This is a genomic window from uncultured Dechloromonas sp., assembly GCF_945957265.1.
Classification (GTDB): Bacteria; Pseudomonadota; Gammaproteobacteria; order Burkholderiales; family Rhodocyclaceae; genus Azonexus.
The window spans coordinates 14,419-30,775 of the sequence record NZ_CAMFKO010000031.1 but is presented as its reverse complement, the minus strand read 5'-3'; the positions used below and the strand labels follow the sequence as shown (position 1 = coordinate 30,775).

The 16,357-nt window shown below is 66.7% G+C and carries 17 protein-coding genes and 1 riboswitch; of the genes, 11 read left to right on the top strand and 6 right to left on the bottom strand.

All coding sequences use genetic code 11. The features are described 5' to 3' along the window. Positions 1-85: 85 nt before the first annotated feature. From napG to Q0P59_RS15045, 3 genes are read left to right on the top strand one after another with little or no spacing between them, the layout of a single operon-like run. Positions 86-958, top strand: coding sequence for a ferredoxin-type protein NapG (gene napG, locus Q0P59_RS15055; RefSeq protein WP_295007713.1), 873 nt, complete (start codon positions 86-88; stop codon positions 956-958). Further along, entirely contained in the window at positions 955-1,860 is a 906-nt protein-coding gene (gene napH, locus Q0P59_RS15050; RefSeq protein WP_295007711.1) for a quinol dehydrogenase ferredoxin subunit NapH, read from the top strand. Before napG ends, napH begins: the two co-directional genes overlap by 4 nt. 30 nt (positions 1,861-1,890) lie before the next feature. Beyond that, a complete protein-coding gene (locus tag Q0P59_RS15045; protein WP_295007709.1) occupies positions 1,891-2,382 on the top strand; it encodes a nitrate reductase cytochrome c-type subunit in 492 nt (163 codons plus the stop codon). Positions 2,383-2,440: 58 nt separating this feature from the next. On the opposite strand, the gene rpoH is transcribed toward Q0P59_RS15045, so the two are convergent. The 3 genes from rpoH to Q0P59_RS15030 form a co-directional block, all read right to left on the bottom strand. Further along, positions 2,441-3,301 carry an RNA polymerase sigma factor RpoH gene (rpoH, locus tag Q0P59_RS15040; protein ID WP_295007707.1) on the bottom strand — a complete coding sequence of 287 codons (861 nt, stop codon included), beginning with the start codon at positions 3,299-3,301 and terminating at the stop codon, positions 2,441-2,443. A 145-nt stretch (positions 3,302-3,446) separates the two neighbouring features. Beyond that, on the bottom strand, positions 3,447-4,493 hold the full coding sequence (locus Q0P59_RS15035) for a methyltransferase (protein ID WP_295007705.1): 1,047 nt from the start codon (positions 4,491-4,493) through the stop codon (positions 3,447-3,449). Positions 4,494-4,499: 6 nt separating this feature from the next. Further along, positions 4,500-5,054, bottom strand: a complete 555-nt coding sequence (locus Q0P59_RS15030; RefSeq protein ID WP_295007703.1) for a glutathione peroxidase — start codon at positions 5,052-5,054, stop codon at positions 4,500-4,502. 140 nt (positions 5,055-5,194) lie between these two features. Between Q0P59_RS15030 and Q0P59_RS15025 the strand changes: the two genes are divergently transcribed. The 7 genes from Q0P59_RS15025 (at position 5,195) to Q0P59_RS14995 (ending at position 11,151) form a co-directional block, all read left to right on the top strand. Next, positions 5,195-5,956, top strand: coding sequence for a hypothetical protein (locus tag Q0P59_RS15025; protein ID WP_295007701.1), 762 nt, complete (start codon positions 5,195-5,197; stop codon positions 5,954-5,956). Positions 5,957-5,996: 40 nt separating this feature from the next. Further along, on the top strand, positions 5,997-6,887 hold the full coding sequence (gene ubiA / locus Q0P59_RS15020) for a 4-hydroxybenzoate octaprenyltransferase (RefSeq protein WP_295007699.1): 891 nt from the start codon (positions 5,997-5,999) through the stop codon (positions 6,885-6,887). Then, positions 6,884-8,347: a 4-hydroxy-3-polyprenylbenzoate decarboxylase gene (gene ubiD, locus Q0P59_RS15015; RefSeq protein WP_295007697.1), complete on the top strand. Its 1,464-nt coding sequence runs from the start codon at positions 6,884-6,886 to the stop codon at positions 8,345-8,347. The genes ubiA and ubiD overlap by 4 nt, the downstream gene beginning before the upstream one ends. Before the next feature lie 31 nt (positions 8,348-8,378). Further along, positions 8,379-8,568: riboswitch (cobalamin riboswitch) on the top strand. 84 nt (positions 8,569-8,652) lie between these two features. Further along, positions 8,653-8,820 (top strand): modified peptide precursor CbpA, encoded by a 168-nt coding sequence (cbpA, locus tag Q0P59_RS15010; RefSeq protein ID WP_295007696.1) that lies wholly within the window; start codon positions 8,653-8,655, stop codon positions 8,818-8,820. Next, positions 8,817-10,187: a peptide-modifying radical SAM enzyme CbpB gene (gene cbpB, locus Q0P59_RS15005; protein ID WP_295007694.1), complete on the top strand. Its 1,371-nt coding sequence runs from the start codon at positions 8,817-8,819 to the stop codon at positions 10,185-10,187. Before cbpA ends, cbpB begins: the two co-directional genes overlap by 4 nt. A gap of 59 nt (positions 10,188-10,246) precedes the next feature. After that, a complete protein-coding gene (locus Q0P59_RS15000; RefSeq protein ID WP_295007692.1) occupies positions 10,247-10,750 on the top strand; it encodes a GNAT family N-acetyltransferase in 504 nt (167 codons plus the stop codon). After that, positions 10,747-11,151 (top strand): hypothetical protein, encoded by a 405-nt coding sequence (locus Q0P59_RS14995; RefSeq protein WP_295007689.1) that lies wholly within the window; start codon positions 10,747-10,749, stop codon positions 11,149-11,151. Before Q0P59_RS15000 ends, Q0P59_RS14995 begins: the two co-directional genes overlap by 4 nt. Positions 11,152-11,177: 26 nt before the next feature. Here the strand turns inward: Q0P59_RS14995 and Q0P59_RS14990 are convergent, their stop codons facing one another. The 3 genes from Q0P59_RS14990 to dacB are packed head-to-tail and all read right to left on the bottom strand — an operon-like array spanning position 11,178 to position 13,937. After that, positions 11,178-11,786: a YitT family protein gene (locus tag Q0P59_RS14990; protein ID WP_295007687.1), complete on the bottom strand. Its 609-nt coding sequence runs from the start codon at positions 11,784-11,786 to the stop codon at positions 11,178-11,180. After that, the gene (locus Q0P59_RS14985) at positions 11,783-12,505 is read right to left on the bottom strand and encodes a hypothetical protein (RefSeq protein ID WP_295007685.1); all 723 of its coding nucleotides are present in this window, start codon (positions 12,503-12,505) and stop codon (positions 11,783-11,785) included. Before Q0P59_RS14985 ends, Q0P59_RS14990 begins: the two co-directional genes overlap by 4 nt. Next, positions 12,498-13,937 (bottom strand): D-alanyl-D-alanine carboxypeptidase/D-alanyl-D-alanine-endopeptidase, encoded by a 1,440-nt coding sequence (dacB, locus tag Q0P59_RS14980; RefSeq protein ID WP_295007683.1) that lies wholly within the window; start codon positions 13,935-13,937, stop codon positions 12,498-12,500. The genes Q0P59_RS14985 and dacB overlap by 8 nt, the downstream gene beginning before the upstream one ends. Before the next feature lie 142 nt (positions 13,938-14,079). Here dacB and Q0P59_RS14975 point away from each other — a divergent pair, with 142 nt between their 5' ends. Then, on the top strand, positions 14,080-16,227 hold the full coding sequence (locus tag Q0P59_RS14975; RefSeq protein ID WP_295007680.1) for a diguanylate cyclase: 2,148 nt from the start codon (positions 14,080-14,082) through the stop codon (positions 16,225-16,227). Positions 16,228-16,357: the final 130 nt, after the last annotated feature.

Genomic DNA, 16,357 nt, shown 5'->3' with positions numbered 1-16,357 from the left:
GAACAACAAGGCAATCAGGGAGTGCCGGTACCGGATGGGAAAAGGGGCCCATCCGGCGCTGGCTGAACTGCAGAGTAGATGAGAGATGACAGCAACACCCCCAAAAAATAAGGCGGCACGCCGCCAGTTCCTGTTCGACTCCGCCAAGATGGTGTGCGGCGTCGGCATGCTCGGGCTGGGGCTCGGCCTCTATGCCAAGCAATCGAAGGCGCTGCCCGCCCTCGCCCTGCGCCCGCCCGGCGCCTTGCCGGAGGCCGATTTCCTCGGCGCCTGCATCCGTTGCGGCCTGTGCGTGCGCGACTGCCCGTACAACACCCTCGAACTGGCCAGGCCGGAAGCCCCGGTGGCGACCGGCACGCCGTATTTCACCGCGCGCAACATCCCGTGCGAGATGTGCGAGGACATTCCCTGCGTCAAGGCTTGCCCGACCCAGGCGCTGGACCATGGGCTGACCGACATCAACAAGGCGAAAATGGGCCTCGCGGTGCTGATCGACCACGAAACCTGCCTCAACTTCCTCGGCCTGCGCTGCGACGTCTGTTACCGCGTGTGCCCGGTCATCGACAAGGCGATCACGCTCGACATGCAGCCGAATACGCGCACCGGCCGGCATGCCATGTTCCTGCCCACCGTGCACTCCGAGCATTGCACCGGCTGCGGCAAATGCGAGAAATCCTGCGTGCTGGAAGAGGCCGCCATCCGCGTGCTGCCGGCCAAGCTGGCCAAGGGCGAACTTGGCAAGCACTACCGGCTGGGCTGGGAGGAGCAGAAGAAGGCCGGCCATTCGCTGATCGACGAATCGAAGATGGTCGACCTGCCCGACCGCCTGCCGGAAGGCGCGCGCCTGCCCGGCCACTACGATCCCGCATCGGGCCAGACCGAAGCCATGCGTGGCATGTCGGGCCAGGAGGCGGTGAGCATTCCCAGCCTGCCGCCCGGCCTGGGGGGCAAGCCATGAGCCAGGTTTCCCACAAGAAGCGCATCGGCGCCGAGGCGGTCGAGGAAAAAGGCTGGCTGGGCGCCCACAAGTGGCTGATCCTGCGCCGCCTGTCGCAGCTTTCTATCCTCGCGCTGTTCATGATCGGGCCCCTGGCCGGGATCTGGATCGTCAAGGGCAACCTCAATTACAGCCATACCCTGAACGTGCTGCCGCTGACCGATCCCTATGTCGCGCTGCAGTCGCTGATGGCCGGCCATGTGCCGGAAAAGCTGGGCCTGATCGGCGTCGCCATCGCCGTTGCCTTCTATTTCCTGGTCGGCGGCCGCGTCTATTGCAGCTGGGTGTGCCCGATCAACATGGTCACCGACACCGCCGGCTGGCTGCGCGACCGGCTCGGCATCAAGGGGGCGAGCAGCCTGTCGGCCAAGACGCGCTACTGGATTCTCGGCATGACCCTGGTCGCTTCGGCGCTGACCGGCGTGGTGGTGTGGGAGCTGGTCAATCCGGTGTCGATGCTGCATCGCGGCCTGATCTTCGGGCTCGGCAGCGCCTGGATGATCGTCCTCGCCATTTTCCTGTTCGACCTGTTCGTGATGACACGCGGCTGGTGCGGCCGGCTTTGCCCGGTGGGCGCCTTCTACGGCCTGCTCGGCAAGTGGAGCCCGGTGCGGATTTCGGCCAGCCGGCGCAGCGCCTGCAACGACTGCATGGACTGCTTCGAAGTCTGCCCGGAACCGCAGGTCATCCGTCCCGCCCTCAAGGGGGAGGGCAAGGGCGTCGGGCCGATGATCCTGGCCGCCAACTGCACCAATTGCGGACGTTGCATCGATGTCTGTTCGAAGGATGTATTCCACTTCGGACTACGCAGCAATAACCCGGCTTCAACTGCCACCATCGGGGTGCAGCCCGGAGCCAAGTGATGATCGAGTCTTAGAGGAGGAGCGCCCATCATGAAACACACCCTGAAGCTGTCCTGTGCCGTTCTGGCGTCCGTCGCCTGCTGGGCGTTCGCCTCGCCGGCCTTCGCCCAGGAGGCGCCGAAGCCGATGCGCGGCAGCGATGTCGCCGCCGTCGACCAGGCCCCCGAGGCCAAAAAGTACCTGGGCGGCAAGCCGGGCGGGCAGGAGAAGGTGGCGCGAACCTTCAAGGAGCAACCGCCGGTCATCCCCCATGCGGTGGAAAACTTCGACGAGATCACGCTCGAGGAAAACCAGTGCATGACCTGCCACGGCGCGGCCAATTACCAGAAGAAGAAAGCGCCGAAGATCGGCGACAGCCACTTCCGCGACCGTGAAGGCAAGGTCTTGCCGGAAGCCTCGGCCGCCCGCCACAACTGCGTCCAGTGCCACGTGCCGCAGGTCGATGCACCGCCGCTGGTCGACAACGACTTCAAGGGCAACCTCGCCGAAGGCAAGGGCAAGGCGGCCAAGAAAAAGAACTGATCGAGCGACGTAAAAAAAGGGAGCCGCGGCTCCCTTTTCGTTTTTTGGCGTCGGCGCGTCAGGCGGCAGCCAGCAAGCCGCGCATCTTCTGCAGCGCCTTGACCTCGATCTGGCGAATACGCTCGGCGGATACGTCGAACTCGGCCGCCAGTTCATGCAGGGTCGCCGCCTCGCCTTCGCTCAGCCAGCGCGCCTCGACGATGCGGCGGCTGCGCGGGTCCAGGCCTTCCAGCGCGGCATGCAGGCCTTCGTTCTGCTGGTAGGCCAGCGCCTTGTTTTCGAGAACCCGGGTCGGCTCGTAACGCGAGTCGGCCAGGTAGTCGATCGGCGCGAAGGCTTCATCGCCGTCGTCCGGATTGCCTTCCAGCGCCAGGTCGCGGCCGGAGAGGCGGGTTTCCATCTCGACCACCTCGTCGCGCTTGACGCCCAGGCGCGCGGCCACTTCGGCCGCCTGCGTGCCGGACAGGGTGTCGATACCCTCGTACTCGTTCTTCAGGCTGCGCAGGTTGAAGAACAGCTTGCGCTGCGCCTTGGTCGTGGCGACCTTGACCAGGCGCCAGTTCTTCAGGATGTACTCGTGAATCTCGGCCTTGATCCAGTGCATAGCGAAGGACACCAGGCGCACGCCGCGCGCCGGGTCGTAGCGCTTGACCGCCTTCATCAGGCCGATGTTGCCTTCCTGGATCAGGTCGGCGTGCGGCAGGCCATAGCCCAGATAGCCGCGGGCGATGGAGATGACGAGGCGCAGGTGGGAGAGCACGAGCTGCCGCGCCGGCTCCACATCGCCATCGTTGTGGAAACGCTCGGCCAGCCCGATTTCCTCCGCTTCGGACAGCATCGGGTAACGGTTCGCCGCCTGGATGTAGGCGTCGATGTTGCCGACGGTCGAGGGGATGGGAAGCGCCAAGGCATGGGTCATAGCGTTAAGTCCTCCTTCAAGGTTCACGATCATTTTAGCACTCGCTGTCTAAGAGTGCTAAGCCTTGGAAAAAGTTTCCGTGGGCGCTGCCGGCATCGCGCCGATCAGCGCCCGGGCGGGCGGCTCGAGGGGGCGCTCCGGCCGATCAGGCTTTCCGGGCGAGGATCAGCGAGCCTTTTTCCAGCGGGTCGAGGTCGATGCGCCTGATGCCCGAGAAACCGGCATCCTCGAGCCAGGTCTGGTATTGCTCGTGGCGGTAGGTCTGGGTGCCGGTCTCGTAGAGCAGGGTCAGCCGGAAGGCCGCCATGAAGGCGTTGCCGGGCGTGTCGGCGAGGTATTCGTGGATGACCAGCAGGCCGCCGGGGTTGAGCGCCTCGTGAATCTGCCGGATGGCCAGCGTGTTTTCGTCGGCGGTGTGGTTGTGGGCGACCGAGAGGTAGAGCACCACGTCGTGCTGCCCGTGCCAGTCGTGCACCAGCAGTTCGCCGGGGCTGACGTGGATGCGTTCGGAGAGGTCGTGACGGGCGATGGTGGTGGCGGTTTCGCTCAGCGCGCTGGGCAGGTCGACGATCAGGGCGTCGAGTTGCGGGTGGCGCTGGCAGAAGCGGATCGAGTGCATGCCGTGTGAGCCGCCGAGGTCGAGCAGGCGGCGGTGTCCGGGCGCAACGGGCACGTGGGCGAGCAGGTCGGGACCGAGGTCGCCGGCAAAGGCGTCCATGTAGGCGGAGAAGGTGGCGCCGAGCTGCGGCCTGTCCTCCATCGCCTGCCACAGGGTGGTTTGCGGGCCGCCGCGGCGGACGGCGGCGCTCAGGTCGCCCATCATCGGCCAGGCTTCGAGGGTCCAGCGCAGGCCGGGGGTGTAGTCGACGCGGCCGGCCGAGGTGAACCAGCGCTGCGTGCTGGCGGTGTTGGCAAATTGCTCGCCCTGCCTTTCCAGGTAGCCGATGGTGACCAGGAAGTCGGCCAGGTCAGCGGTGCCCCGGAGGCTGGATTGCAGCTTGTCGGCCAGGCTGGCGATGGCGAGCGGGCCGTCGGCGAGGGCTTCGAACAGGCCCAGCTTGCCGGCCGACAGGATGGCGGCCGACTTCATCATCGGCATGTAGACGTCGAGCATGGCCAGTTCGGCCGAGCCGGTCGGTTGGCAAACGTCGGGCCTGGCTGCCGGCGCCGGCGGGGTGTGGCGTGTGTTCATGCGGGTTCAGGCCTGGGCGAGGGCGGCTTCGATGGCGGCGACGAGCGCCTCGTCGTCCGGCCGGGTGTCGGGCGAAAAGCGTTGCAATACCGTGCCGTCGCGGCCGACCAGGAATTTCTCGAAATTCCACAGCACGTCGTCCGGCTGCTTGGGCAGCATGTCGTACTCGCCGAGCTTGTCGACGAAATCGCTGGCGGCCGGGAAGCTGATCTCGGGCCGGGCGGCGATCAGGTGAGCGTAGAGCGGATGGCGCGGCGCGCTGTTGATGGCGAGCTTCTCGAACATCGGGAAGCCGACGCCGTATTGCGCCGTGCAGAAGGCGGCGATTTCGTCGGCGCTGCCCGGCTCCTGGCCGGCGAAGTCGTTGCACGGAAAGCCGAGCACCTGCAGGCCGCGGCCGCGGTAGGTCTCGAACAGGGTTTCCAGGCCGGCGTACTGGGGCGTCAGTCCGCATTTCGAGGCGACGTTGACGATGAGCAGGGCCTGGCCCCGGTATTGGCCGAGGTCGGTGGCTTGGCCGCTCAAGGTCTTGAGCGGGATGGCGTATAGCGGTGCGTTCATGGGAGGGTTCTCTGTATGGGTCGATTTCGGCCCCTGGCGGGGCGTTTTTGTGGATGATACCTGCGATGCGATCCAGCTTAGGCAGCAGGCCGCCCGGTCGCCCGGTAAAATGGCGGTTTTTACGTTTGCCCGCCTTCGACATGACGACTGCCGCACAAATTCCCGCCGATCAACTGGCCGCCCTGGCCAACGCCGATACCCAGCGCCTGGCTGCGCGCATGGCGCAGGATGTCTTCGCCGGGGTTTTCCGGCAGGCCGCGTCGAACGATGGGGCTCCCGACGTCGGCGTGCTCGGCGAGGTGGCCTCGCAATGCGCCAACTGGTGCCGGGCCGGCGGCAGCGACGAGGCGCGCGCCTTGCGCCTGGCCTTGCTGATCGGCGGCCTCGACCAGTGGGGGCTGGCCTACACGCAGGCCTTCGGGCTGACCGCCATCCATCCGCTGACGGCCTTGATCGGCGGCCTGCGCACCCGTCTCGATGCCCGCGAGGAAAGCCGCTTCCAGAAATACTTCGAGCAGATCGACGCGGTCGAGGGCGATGTCGTCGACTTCAAGGTCGAGTTGCGGCGCAGCATCCACCTCGCCCTGTGGCACGCGATGGCGGCTTGCGAGTCGGCGGCGCAGGTGGAGACCATCGTGCAGACGCTGGGCAGCCTGATGGTGGCGCTCGACCGGAAAATGCCGGAGCTGGGCTGGCGGCTGGTGGCCGACGCGCTGGCCAACATCCAGATCTGCCTGCTGTCCGACCAGGCTCCCGCGTCGCCGCTGGCCCAGGATGGCACGCAGCAGCTCTTCGCCTCGCTGCGCCATGCCCTGCCCGAAGCTCGCTACCAGGCCATCCTCGCCCATTCCGGGCAGGCCGTGGTCGCCTGGCAGCAGGCGCGCCGCCAGGCGGTGCAATGAGCTCGCGGGACGCCGCCGGATGCCACGGTAGAATCCAACGATGAACTGGACCGCGCTCAAGGAAAAACTCGATCTGTACGAACGGCTGATGCGGCTCGACAAGCCGATCGGCATCATGCTGCTGCTCTGGCCGACGCTGTGGGCGCTGTGGCTCTCCGCGCAGGGGCGTCCTGAGATCGCGGTGCTTGGCGTCTTCGTGCTCGGCACCGTGCTGATGCGCTCGGCCGGTTGCGTCATCAACGACTTCGCCGACCGGGATTTCGACAAGCACGTCGAACGCACCCGGGAACGCCCGCTGACCGCCGGCAAGGTGACGACCCGCGAGGCGCTGTGGCTGTTCGCCGGGCTGTGCCTCGCCGCCTTCGCGCTGGTGCTCCTGCTCGGCAAGCCGCTGGTCGTCTGGCTGTCGGTGCCGGCGGTGTTTCTCGCCGCCAGCTACCCTTTCACCAAGCGTTTCTTCGCCATCCCCCAGGCCTACCTGGGCATTGCCTTCGGCTTCGGCATCCCGATGGCCTATGCCGCGCAGCAGGGCGGCGTGCCGGCCGAGGCGTGGTGGCTGCTGCTCGCCAACGTCTTCTGGGCGGTCGCCTACGACACCGAGTACGCCATGGTCGATCGCGACGACGACCTGAAGATCGGCATCAAGACCTCGGCCATCACCTTCGGCCGCTACGACGTGGCGGCGGTGATGGGGTGCTACGCGGCGACCCTGCTCATCATCGGCTGGATCGGCGCCACGCTGCGCCTGGGCTGGGCTTTCTACGCCGGACTGGCCGTCGCTGCCGGCATCATGGGCGTGCATTACACCTGGATCAGGGGCCGCGAGCGGATGCCGTGCTTCAAGGCCTTTCTGCACAACAACTGGGTCGGCGCCAGCATCTTCGCCGGCATCGTCGTCGACTTCCTGCTGGCCGGAAAGAACTTCGGATGAAATACCACGATCTGCGCGACTTCATGTCGCAACTGGAAAAGACCGGCGAGCTGAAGCGCGTCGGCGTCGAGGTCGATACCTGCCTCGAAATGACCGAAATCTGCGACCGCGTGCTGCGTGCCGAAGGCCCGGCCGTGCTGTTCGAGAAGCCCAAGGGGCACACGATTCCGGTGCTCGCCAACCTGTTCGGTACGCCGAAGCGCGTGGCGCTGGGCATGGGCGAGGAGTCGGTGCTGGCCCTGCGCGAGGTCGGCAAGCTGCTCGCCTACCTCAAGGAGCCGGAGCCGCCCAAGGGCCTGAAGGACGCCTGGGACAAGCTGCCCATCCTCAAGCAGGTGCTCAACATGGCGCCGAAGAAGGTGTCGAACGCGCCGTGCCAGGAAGTGGTGTGGGAGGGCAAGGACGTCGATCTGGCCAGGCTGCCGATCCAGCATTGCTGGCCGGGCGACATCGCGCCGCTGATCACCTGGGGGCTGGTCGTCACGAAGGGGCCGCACAAGAACCGGCAGAACCTCGGCATCTACCGCCAGCAGGTGCTCGGGCCGAACAAGGTGATCATGCGCTGGCTGGCCCATCGCGGCGGGGCGCTCGATTTCCGCGACCACCAGCTGGCCAACCCCGGTCAGCCCTTCCCGGTCGCCGTCGTGCTCGGCTGTGATCCGGCGACCATCCTCGGCGCCGTGACGCCGGTGCCCGATTCGCTGTCCGAATACCAGTTCGCCGGCCTGCTGCGCGGCGGCAAGACCGAGCTGACGCAATGCCTCGGTTCGACGCTGCAGGTGCCGGCCTCGGCCGAGATCGTGCTCGAAGGCGTCATCCATCCCGGCGAGATGGCGCTCGAAGGCCCCTACGGCGACCACACCGGCTACTACAACGAGCAGGCCGAATTCCCGGTGTTCACCATCGAGCGCATCACCATGCGCCGCAACCCGATCTACCACAGCACCTACACCGGCAAGCCGCCCGACGAGCCGGCCGTGCTCGGGGTAGCGCTCAACGAGGTGTTCGTGCCGCTGCTCCAGAAGCAGTACCCGGAAATCGTCGATTTCTACCTGCCGCCGGAAGGCTGCTCGTACCGCATGGCCATCGTTTCGATCAAGAAGCAGTACCCCGGCCACGCCAAGCGCATCATGTTCGGCATCTGGAGTTTCCTGCGCCAGTTCATGTACACCAAGACCATCATCGTCGTGGACGACGACATCGACATCCGCGACTGGAAGGAAGTGGTGTGGGCGATGACGACGCGCATGGACGCCACCCGCGACACGACCCTGGTCGACAACACGCCGATCGACTACCTCGATTTCGCCAGCCCGGTCGCCGGCCTCGGTTCCAAGATGGGGCTGGACGCCACCAACAAGTGGCCGGGCGAGACGAATCGCGAGTGGGGGCGGCCCATCGTGATGGATGGCGACGTGAAAAGAAAGGTCGATGCGATGTGGCAGGAACTAGGTCTTTAGGACGAATTGACCCGCGGCGCGGCGGTTTGAGAGAATCCGCCCTCCTGTTGGAATCGAAATACGGAACACGGTGCGAATCCGTGGCGGGCCCGCCGCTGTAACCGGGGACGAAGACTGCACGGTCGTCAGACCAGCCACTTGCGAGGTTCACCTCGCCGGGAAGGCGCAGCGCTTCGGCTGATCCGGAAGCCAGAAGACGATTCGATTCCTGACTGGAGCCAAGGCAAGGGCTCCGGCTGAGTGCATGCAAGCAGCGTGCGCTCAGCCGGGGCCCTTTTTGTTTTTGTCTTCCCGAGGAGTGGAAAATGTCCCAGATCGTTTCTCAAGCCGCCGCCGGCACCGTTGCAACCCAAGCCACCGTCGCGCCGCAGGCGCAGCCGGCCGCCCCGACCATCGCCAGCCGCAAGAGCTGCAACCCGGACGGCATCGGCCTGTCGCACTACGTGCTGATGGACCGGAAGGCGGCCAAATGACCGCGGCGCTGCCTCCGGAGGCGCTGCGCGACCCGCGTTTCCAGCCCGTGGATATCGGCCACGACCGCTATGCCGCGCTGACCGATCCGGATACCGCCTTCTGGGCGCTGGTCGACAAGAACAGGGTCGGCGAGGGGCTCGACCCGGCGACGCTGGCCGCCTACCACCAGAAGGCCGACGGCTTCCGCCAGGAACTGCACGCCCTGCGCTTCGGCCTGAAGCCCTCGGGCGTCTATCTGAACCCGACCGAGCGCTGCAATCTCGACTGCACCTACTGCTACCTGCCCGATACCCAGCGCAGCGGCGGCAAGCACATGCCGGTCGGTACCCTGCTCACCTCGCTGGGCAAGCTGCGCGACTACTTCCGTTCGGTGATGCCGGAAGGTCGCAAGCCGCGCGCCATCTTCCACGGCGCCGAGCCGCTGATGAACCAGGCCGCCGTTTTCGCGGCGATCGATGTCTTCGGCGACGATTTCGTCTTCGGCCTGCAGACCAACGGCACGCTGCTCGACGACGCGGCGCTCGATTTCCTGACCTCGCGTAACGTCAGCATCGGCCTGTCGCTCGACGGCCCGGTGGCGGGCATCACCGACGCCACCCGGCGGACCTGGGGCGGCAAGAGCGTGCACGACAAGGTGCTGCGGGCCATGGAAAAACTGCGCGGCTACGGCTCGTGGAGCGTGATTACCACGTGCACGACGGAAAACCTGCCCTACCTGACGCGCATGGTCGAGCTGTTCCACGCCCACGAGGTGCCGACCTGCATGCTCAACACCCTGCGCTGCACCCTGCCCGGGGCGCGCGGCGTCAAGCCGGCCGACGGCGACATGGACAAGGCCTTCTTCGCCGCTCTCGACCGCAGCCACGAGCTGTACCGGGAAACCGGGCGCAAGCTGATGGTCGCCAACTTCGCCAATATCCTGATCGGCATCCTGGCGCCGACGGCGCGCCGGCTGATGTGCGACATCTCGCCCTGCGGCGGCGGCCGCGCCTTCTTCGCGCTGGCCGCCGACGGCGGCCTCTACCCGTGCAGCGAGTTCATCGGCCTGCCGCGCTTCAACGGCGGCAGCCTGCTCACCGGCGGCGTCGAGGCGGCGCTGGATTCCGCCGCCTTCCGCGAGGTGACGACGCGCGATGTCGACCGCTTCAGCCCCTGCGGCGACTGCGCGATCCGCCACTTCTGCGGCTCGCCGTGCCCGGCCGAGGCTTTCGAAATGAACGGCGGCATGGAGAAGATCGGCGCCTTCTGCGATTTCTACAAGGAGCAGGTCAATTACGCCCTGCGCCTGATCGCCGACGGCAAGGCCGACGACTACCTGTGGGACGGCTGGGACGAGGGAACGGAAACCGTTTTCGCGCTGGGTTGAGCTGTGCCGGGAGGGCGCTTTAATATGGTGCCCTTCCTCCGCTTTCAGGCCTTGCCCGCATGCATTCCCGTCTTGTCATCAGCGCCGTCGATCTGGACGATCCGGCTCACGTCGAAGCCTTTCTCGATCTGCTCGAGCACTACGCCCGCGATCCGATGGGCGGCGGCGATGGTCTCTCGGACTACGCCAAGCTCCACCTGGTCGGCACCATGCGCCAGGTTCCCGGCTACCATGGCGCGCTGGCCTGGCTCGACGGCCAGGCGGTCGGCCTGATCGACTGCTTCGCCGGTTTTTCCACCTTCGCGGCCATGCCCCTGCTCAATGTCCACGACCTGATCGTGCGCGCCGGCCATCGCGGCTGTGGCATCGGCCAGGCCCTGCTGGCCTGGGCCGAAGCGCGCGCCCGGGCGCTCGGCTGCTGCAAGCTGACGCTGGAAGTCCTTTCCAGCAACGCGCGGGCGATGGCCTCCTATCGGCAGGCCGGCTTCGCGCCCTACACGCTCGACCCGGCAGCCGGCCATGCGCTGCTCATGCAGAAACATCTTCCGGAGGAAACGGCATGAACGAACCCATCCCGTCGCCCGACCTGCAGGGCGTTCGCCCGTCGCTGGTGCAGCTGACCCACGTCATCTACGGCCTGCACGCCGTGGCCGTGGTCATCGGCGTCACCTCGTCGGCCACGGTCGCCGGCGGCTTCGTCTTCGGCCTGCCGTCGCTGCTCGCCGTCTTCCTCAACTACCTGAAGCGCGGCGATGTGGCCGGCACCTGGCTGGAAAGCCACTTCGTCTGGCAGATCCGCACCTTCTGGTTCACGCTGCTCTGGCTGATGGTCTATGGCCTGCTGATCATCACCATCATCGGCATACCCCTCGCCTGGATACTGATCGTCCTGCTCGGCCTGTGGGTCGGCTATCGCGTCGTGCGCGGCTGGCTGGCGCTGTCGGGGGTGCGGCCGGTCGCCTGAGCGGAGCCCGGCAGCGCTCGCCGGGTTCAGGTGCCCATGTAGCGGCCGGCCTTGTGATTGACGGCAATTACAAGGTTCAGGGCGAGGGCGCCGACGATCGACAGGCCGACGCTGAGCGGGTCGCGAATGAAGGCGGCGGCGAGCAGGATGATGCAGTCGGCAGCCATTTGCAGCTTGCCGGCGCGCCAGCCGCGGGTGTTCTGCAGGTGGATCACCAGGATGCCGAGGCCGCCCAGGCTGGCCTTGTGGCGGATCAGCATGAGCAGGCTGATGCCGGCCAGGAAGCCGCCCATGACGGCGGCGAACCAGCGGTTGAGGCCCTGGATCTGGATCAGGCTGGGCAGGAATTCGGTATACAGCGCCAGCAGGCCGACCGCGAGGAAGGTCTTGATCGTGAAAGCCTTGCCCATGGCGCGCAGGGCTAGACCATAGAACGGCAGGTTGATGGCGATGAGCAGCGAGCCCATGGACCAGCCGCTCAGGTAGTGGGCGAGGAAGGCGACGCCGACCGTGCCGCCGGTGAGCAGGCCGGCCTCGCGAAAGAGCATGACGGCGAAGGCGAAGATCAGGGGCGCCACCAGAATGGCTTGCGCGTCTTCGAAGAGGTTGTGGTGGAGGAGCTTGGAGTGGGTCATCGCCGTTCGGGAGTGCGGTTTTCGGTGGCGTAGTACTGCCGGATGACGGCCAGCGAGCGGGCGTAGCTATGCCGGATCTGGGCGTCGTCGTAACGGTGTTCGCTGCCCGCCGGGCAGGCCTGTCGAGCCAGGCAGCCCTCGGCGCAGGGGGAGTCCGGCCTCAGGCGGTAGCGGCTGCAGGCCTCGAGATCGAAGCGTCCGCCCTGCAGCGCACCGGCTGGGCAGGCGCGGATGCAGGGGGCGTCGGGGCAGGTCGGGCACGGGCTGTGCCCGGCGTGGCGGGGTGAGGGGGCGAAATCGGTATCGGCGACGACGACGGCGCGGTAGGCGTACCAGCTGCCCCACTCGGCATCGACCCCGATCATCAGCGGCGAGGGCTGGTGCCAGCCGGCCAGCGCGCCCAGCGCCTGCAGGCCGATCGGGCGCGTTCCGGGGAACAGGATGCGGAAGCGGTGCTCCGGCAGTTCCCGGGCGAACCAGTGCCGGACGGTCCGGGTGCTGTAGTCGTCAATCGGGTCGTCACCCGTCATGCCGCTTGCCTGGAGGCGCTCCCACAGCCGCCGCCCGCCATGGCCGATCAGGATCAGCTGCCGCTCGCCGGGCTGGATGTCGAGCGCGGCGAGCACCGCCGCCGGGAGGCTGTCCAGGGCGAATACGTGTTGCCGGTTGAGCCCCGCCTCGTCGAGGAAACCGCCCGGCAAGGCCGCTCCCTTATTCATTGTCCAGCGGCGGCGCCTTTTCGCCGAGGCGCCGCTGGGCCACCCAGTCGATCAGCGCATCGATGGCCGCCGCGCCGGCCTGGGCCTTGGGGTGGTTGATGAAGAAAGTCACCGCGTAGCGCCGCCCCTGGGCATCCAGGGCGTAGCCGGCGGCCGTCTTGACGCCGTCCAGGGTGCCGGTCTTGATGTGCGCCCGGCCGGTTGCCGTCGCCTCCTTCAGGCGCTTCTTCATGGTGCCGTCGATGCCGACGATCGGCATGCTGGCGATAAATTCGGGCATGACGGGGCTTTTCCAGGCGTCCAGCAGCAGGCGGTTCATGCTGTCGGCGCTGATGCGCTCGCTGCGCGACAGGCCCGACCCGTTGTCGAGCACCAGTTCGCCGAAGCGCAGCCTGCGTCCGGCCAGCCACTCGGCGATTCGCTGTTTCGAGCGTTCGGCGGTGGCGGGGGCATCGTTGTTGCCCAGGGTCAGGAAAACCTGGCGGGCCATGACGTTGTTGCTGAACTTGTTGATGTCGCGTGCGGCGTCGGCCAGCGGCGCCGACTCGTGCTGGGTGAGCAGCCTGGCGCCGACCGGCACGGTGCCGGCGCGGACCTGGCCGTTGATGCTGCCGCCGAGTTCCTTCCACAGGGCGCGGATCAGTCCGCCGGCCTGGGCGTCGGCCGGCAGCGGGGCGAGGTTGAGCGATCGTTCTCCGCACAGCGCCGCGTAGCTGCCGGTGAATTCCAGGCGGTTGCCGTTGTTCTCGGGGACCAGGCGGACGCTGACCAGGTCTTTCCAGTTGCTGCCGCAGTCGCCGTTGCCGGCCCGCAACTGGTTGTCGACGCGCAGCCCTTCGCTCGGTGTTTCCATCAATACGCGCGGCTTGCCGTTGTCGGGCAGGAGCGTGAAGCGCATAGCGCGGAAATTGAGCAGCAGGCCATCGGGGCCGACGTTGTACGGGCGCATCGGCTTGTCGTCGAAGGCGCCGGGGTCGATGGCCGGTACGTTGAAGGCGCTGCGGTCGAGCACGACATCGCCGGCGATCTGCTGGATGCCACGCACGCGCAGCTGGCGCAGCAGGCTCCACAGGTGTTCGATGGCGAAGCGCGGGTCGCCGCTGCCGCGGATATAGACGTTGCCGTCGAGCACGCCATCCGTCGGCGCCTGCTCCGTCCAGACCGTGGTTTTCCAGGTGTAGGCCGGGCCCAGCAGGTCGAGCGCCGCATAGGTGGTGAGCAGCTTCATGACCGAGGCCGGGTTCATTGGCTGGCTGGCGTTGTGGGCGACCAGGGGCGGCGCGCCATCGACCGGCTGGACCACGACGGCAACCTGCGCGGCGGGAATCTGGGCGGCTTTCAGCGATTTCAGCACGTCGGGGGGCAGGCCGTCGGCGGCTGCGGGTAGCGCCAGGCCGATCAGGGCGAGCGCGGGGAGGAGCTTGGCGAACATCGAAGGAAACGGGGGGATGCGAGAGGGGGGAAGCGTACCATCGGAGACGACGTGCGGGATGCCGGCAATAGGACTGTTGCATTTGTGAATTTGATGATATTGTAAGTGTTGGCAATTTATTTTCGGTGTGCTACCTCCCTTCATGGGTCAATTCCAGGTGCCTCTTCGCGAGGCTCGATTCGGTTCGCTGGTTCATCTCGGTTACCGGGGCTGGGTCGCCACGGCCTATCTCCTGGTCGCCCTGCTGGCCGGCAGCTTGCTGTTCATCGAATTCAGGGGGATCGACGAGCAGATGAATACGCTGGCCCGCGAGCGCGGCGCCGTGCTGTTTCGCCTGGTCGAGCTGACCCGGGACTGGAATGCCCGGCATGGCGGCGTGTATGTGCCGATCACCGAGACGACCCAGCCCAACCCGTATCTGGCGCATCCTCAGCGCGACCTGGAAACACGCGACGGCATGCGGCTGACCATGATCAATCCGGCCTTCATGACCCGGCAGATCGCGGAGATCGCCGAGCAGGTGGATGGCGTGCGCTTCCATCTCACCAGCCTCAAGCCGATTCGCCCGGCCAACGCCGCGGATGCCTGGGAAACCGAGGCGCTGCACCGTTTCGAGCAGGGCCGGACGGAAATCCTCGACCTGGTTTTCGAGGAGCGCGGCCCGCAGCACCGCTACATGGCGCCGCTGATGATCAAGCAGGCCTGCCTGACCTGCCACGCCGAGCAAGGCTACAAGCTCGGGGATATCCGCGGCGGGATCAGCGTCACCATGCCGGCCGGGAACATACTGGAAATTCGCCAGGCGCAGCGTTTCCGCGCCGCCTCGGTGCTTGGCGGCGGCGCCCTGTGCCTCGCCCTGCTGATCCATTTCGTCATCTGGGTTTCGCGCCAGAACTTTCTGCGCCTGCAGGATATTTCGGCCGGCCAGGAGCGGCTGATCGAGGCGCGCACGGCGGACCTGTCGACGCTCAATACGCAGTTGCGCGAGGAAGTCGCCGAGCGCAAGCGCAAGGAAGTGCTGATCTCGGAGAGCGAGGCGCGCTATCGCTCGGTCCTGGAGACCAGCCAGGATGCGATCGTGATCATCGAGGCGCCTTGCTTCAAGATCGTCTACGCCAACGAGCAGACGGCGGCGCTGCTGGGCATGGAGTTGTCCGCGGTTCTCGGCGAGCCCCTGCCGAGCTTCGTCGTCGCGTCGGAGCGTTCGCAGGTCGAAGGCAACCTGGCGCGGCGCCTGCAGGGTGGGGCAGTCTCGGCCACGTCGCGGGTGCGCTTTGCACGACCGGATGGCAGCCATCTGCGCGTCGGCGACGTGCATGTCGCGCGTATCGACCGGGCGGCCCGGGACGGCCAGTGGGTCGTCAGCATCAAGGATGTGACCGAGCGCCTGGCCGACGAAAGGGCGCTCCAGATATCGGCGGCGGTGATGGAAAGCGCGTCCGAGGGGATCGTCGTGACCGACGCGAAAAACCACATCATGCAGATCAACCCCGCTTTCACCGCGATCACCGGCTACCGCCCCTGCGAGTTGCTGGGCAAGGATCCGCGCTGCCTGGGTTCCGGTCGCCATGACCCCGATTTCTTCCAGTCCCTGTGGCAGCAACTCGGTACCGACGGCCGCTGGGAGGGCGAGGTCTGGAATCGCCGTCCGGATGGCACGCTTTACGTCGTCTGGCTGTCCATTTCCGCCATCTGCGAAGAAGGCGTGGAAAGCGGCGGGCGCCATGTCGCCACCTTCATCGACATCACGCAGCGCAAGGAGGTCGAGGAACTGCTCCGCCACCGCGCCCAGAGCGACCCGCTGACCGACCTTCCCAACCGCAGCGTGTTCTACGACCGCTTGCAGATGGCGCTGGTCCAGGCGCGACGCTACGGCAACGAGTTCGCCCTGCTCTATATCGACCTCGACCACTTCAAGGAGGTCAACGACAGCATGGGCCATGCGGCCGGAGACGAGCTCCTGGTCGAGGCCGCCCGCCGCATGAAGCAGGTCGTGCGCGATTCGGATACCGTGGCGCGCCTGGGCGGCGACGAGTTTGCCGTCATCCTGCCGCAGTTGCGCGGCCGGGATGAGGTCGAGGAAGTCGCGCGGCGGATCGTTGCCGTCCTCCTCGAGCCGTTCGCCGTGTCCGGCGGTGAGGCGCGGGTGTCGGCCAGCGTCGGCGCGGCGATCTATCCCGAACATGGGGGCGACATGGAAAGCATCCGTGCCAGCGCCGATGCCGCCCTCTACGCGGCCAAGGATGCCGGCCGCAACGGCTATCGGCTGGCGACCCCGCGAGAGTCCTGACTGAAAGCGCCCGCCGGTGCGTTGCCGGCGCACGATGCTTTTTTCGGGGTGGCTCTTGAAATCCCCCTGCCTCGTCCTTATTATTAGCACTCACCCAAGGCGAGTGCTAACAGATTGCCCGCCGGGTTCC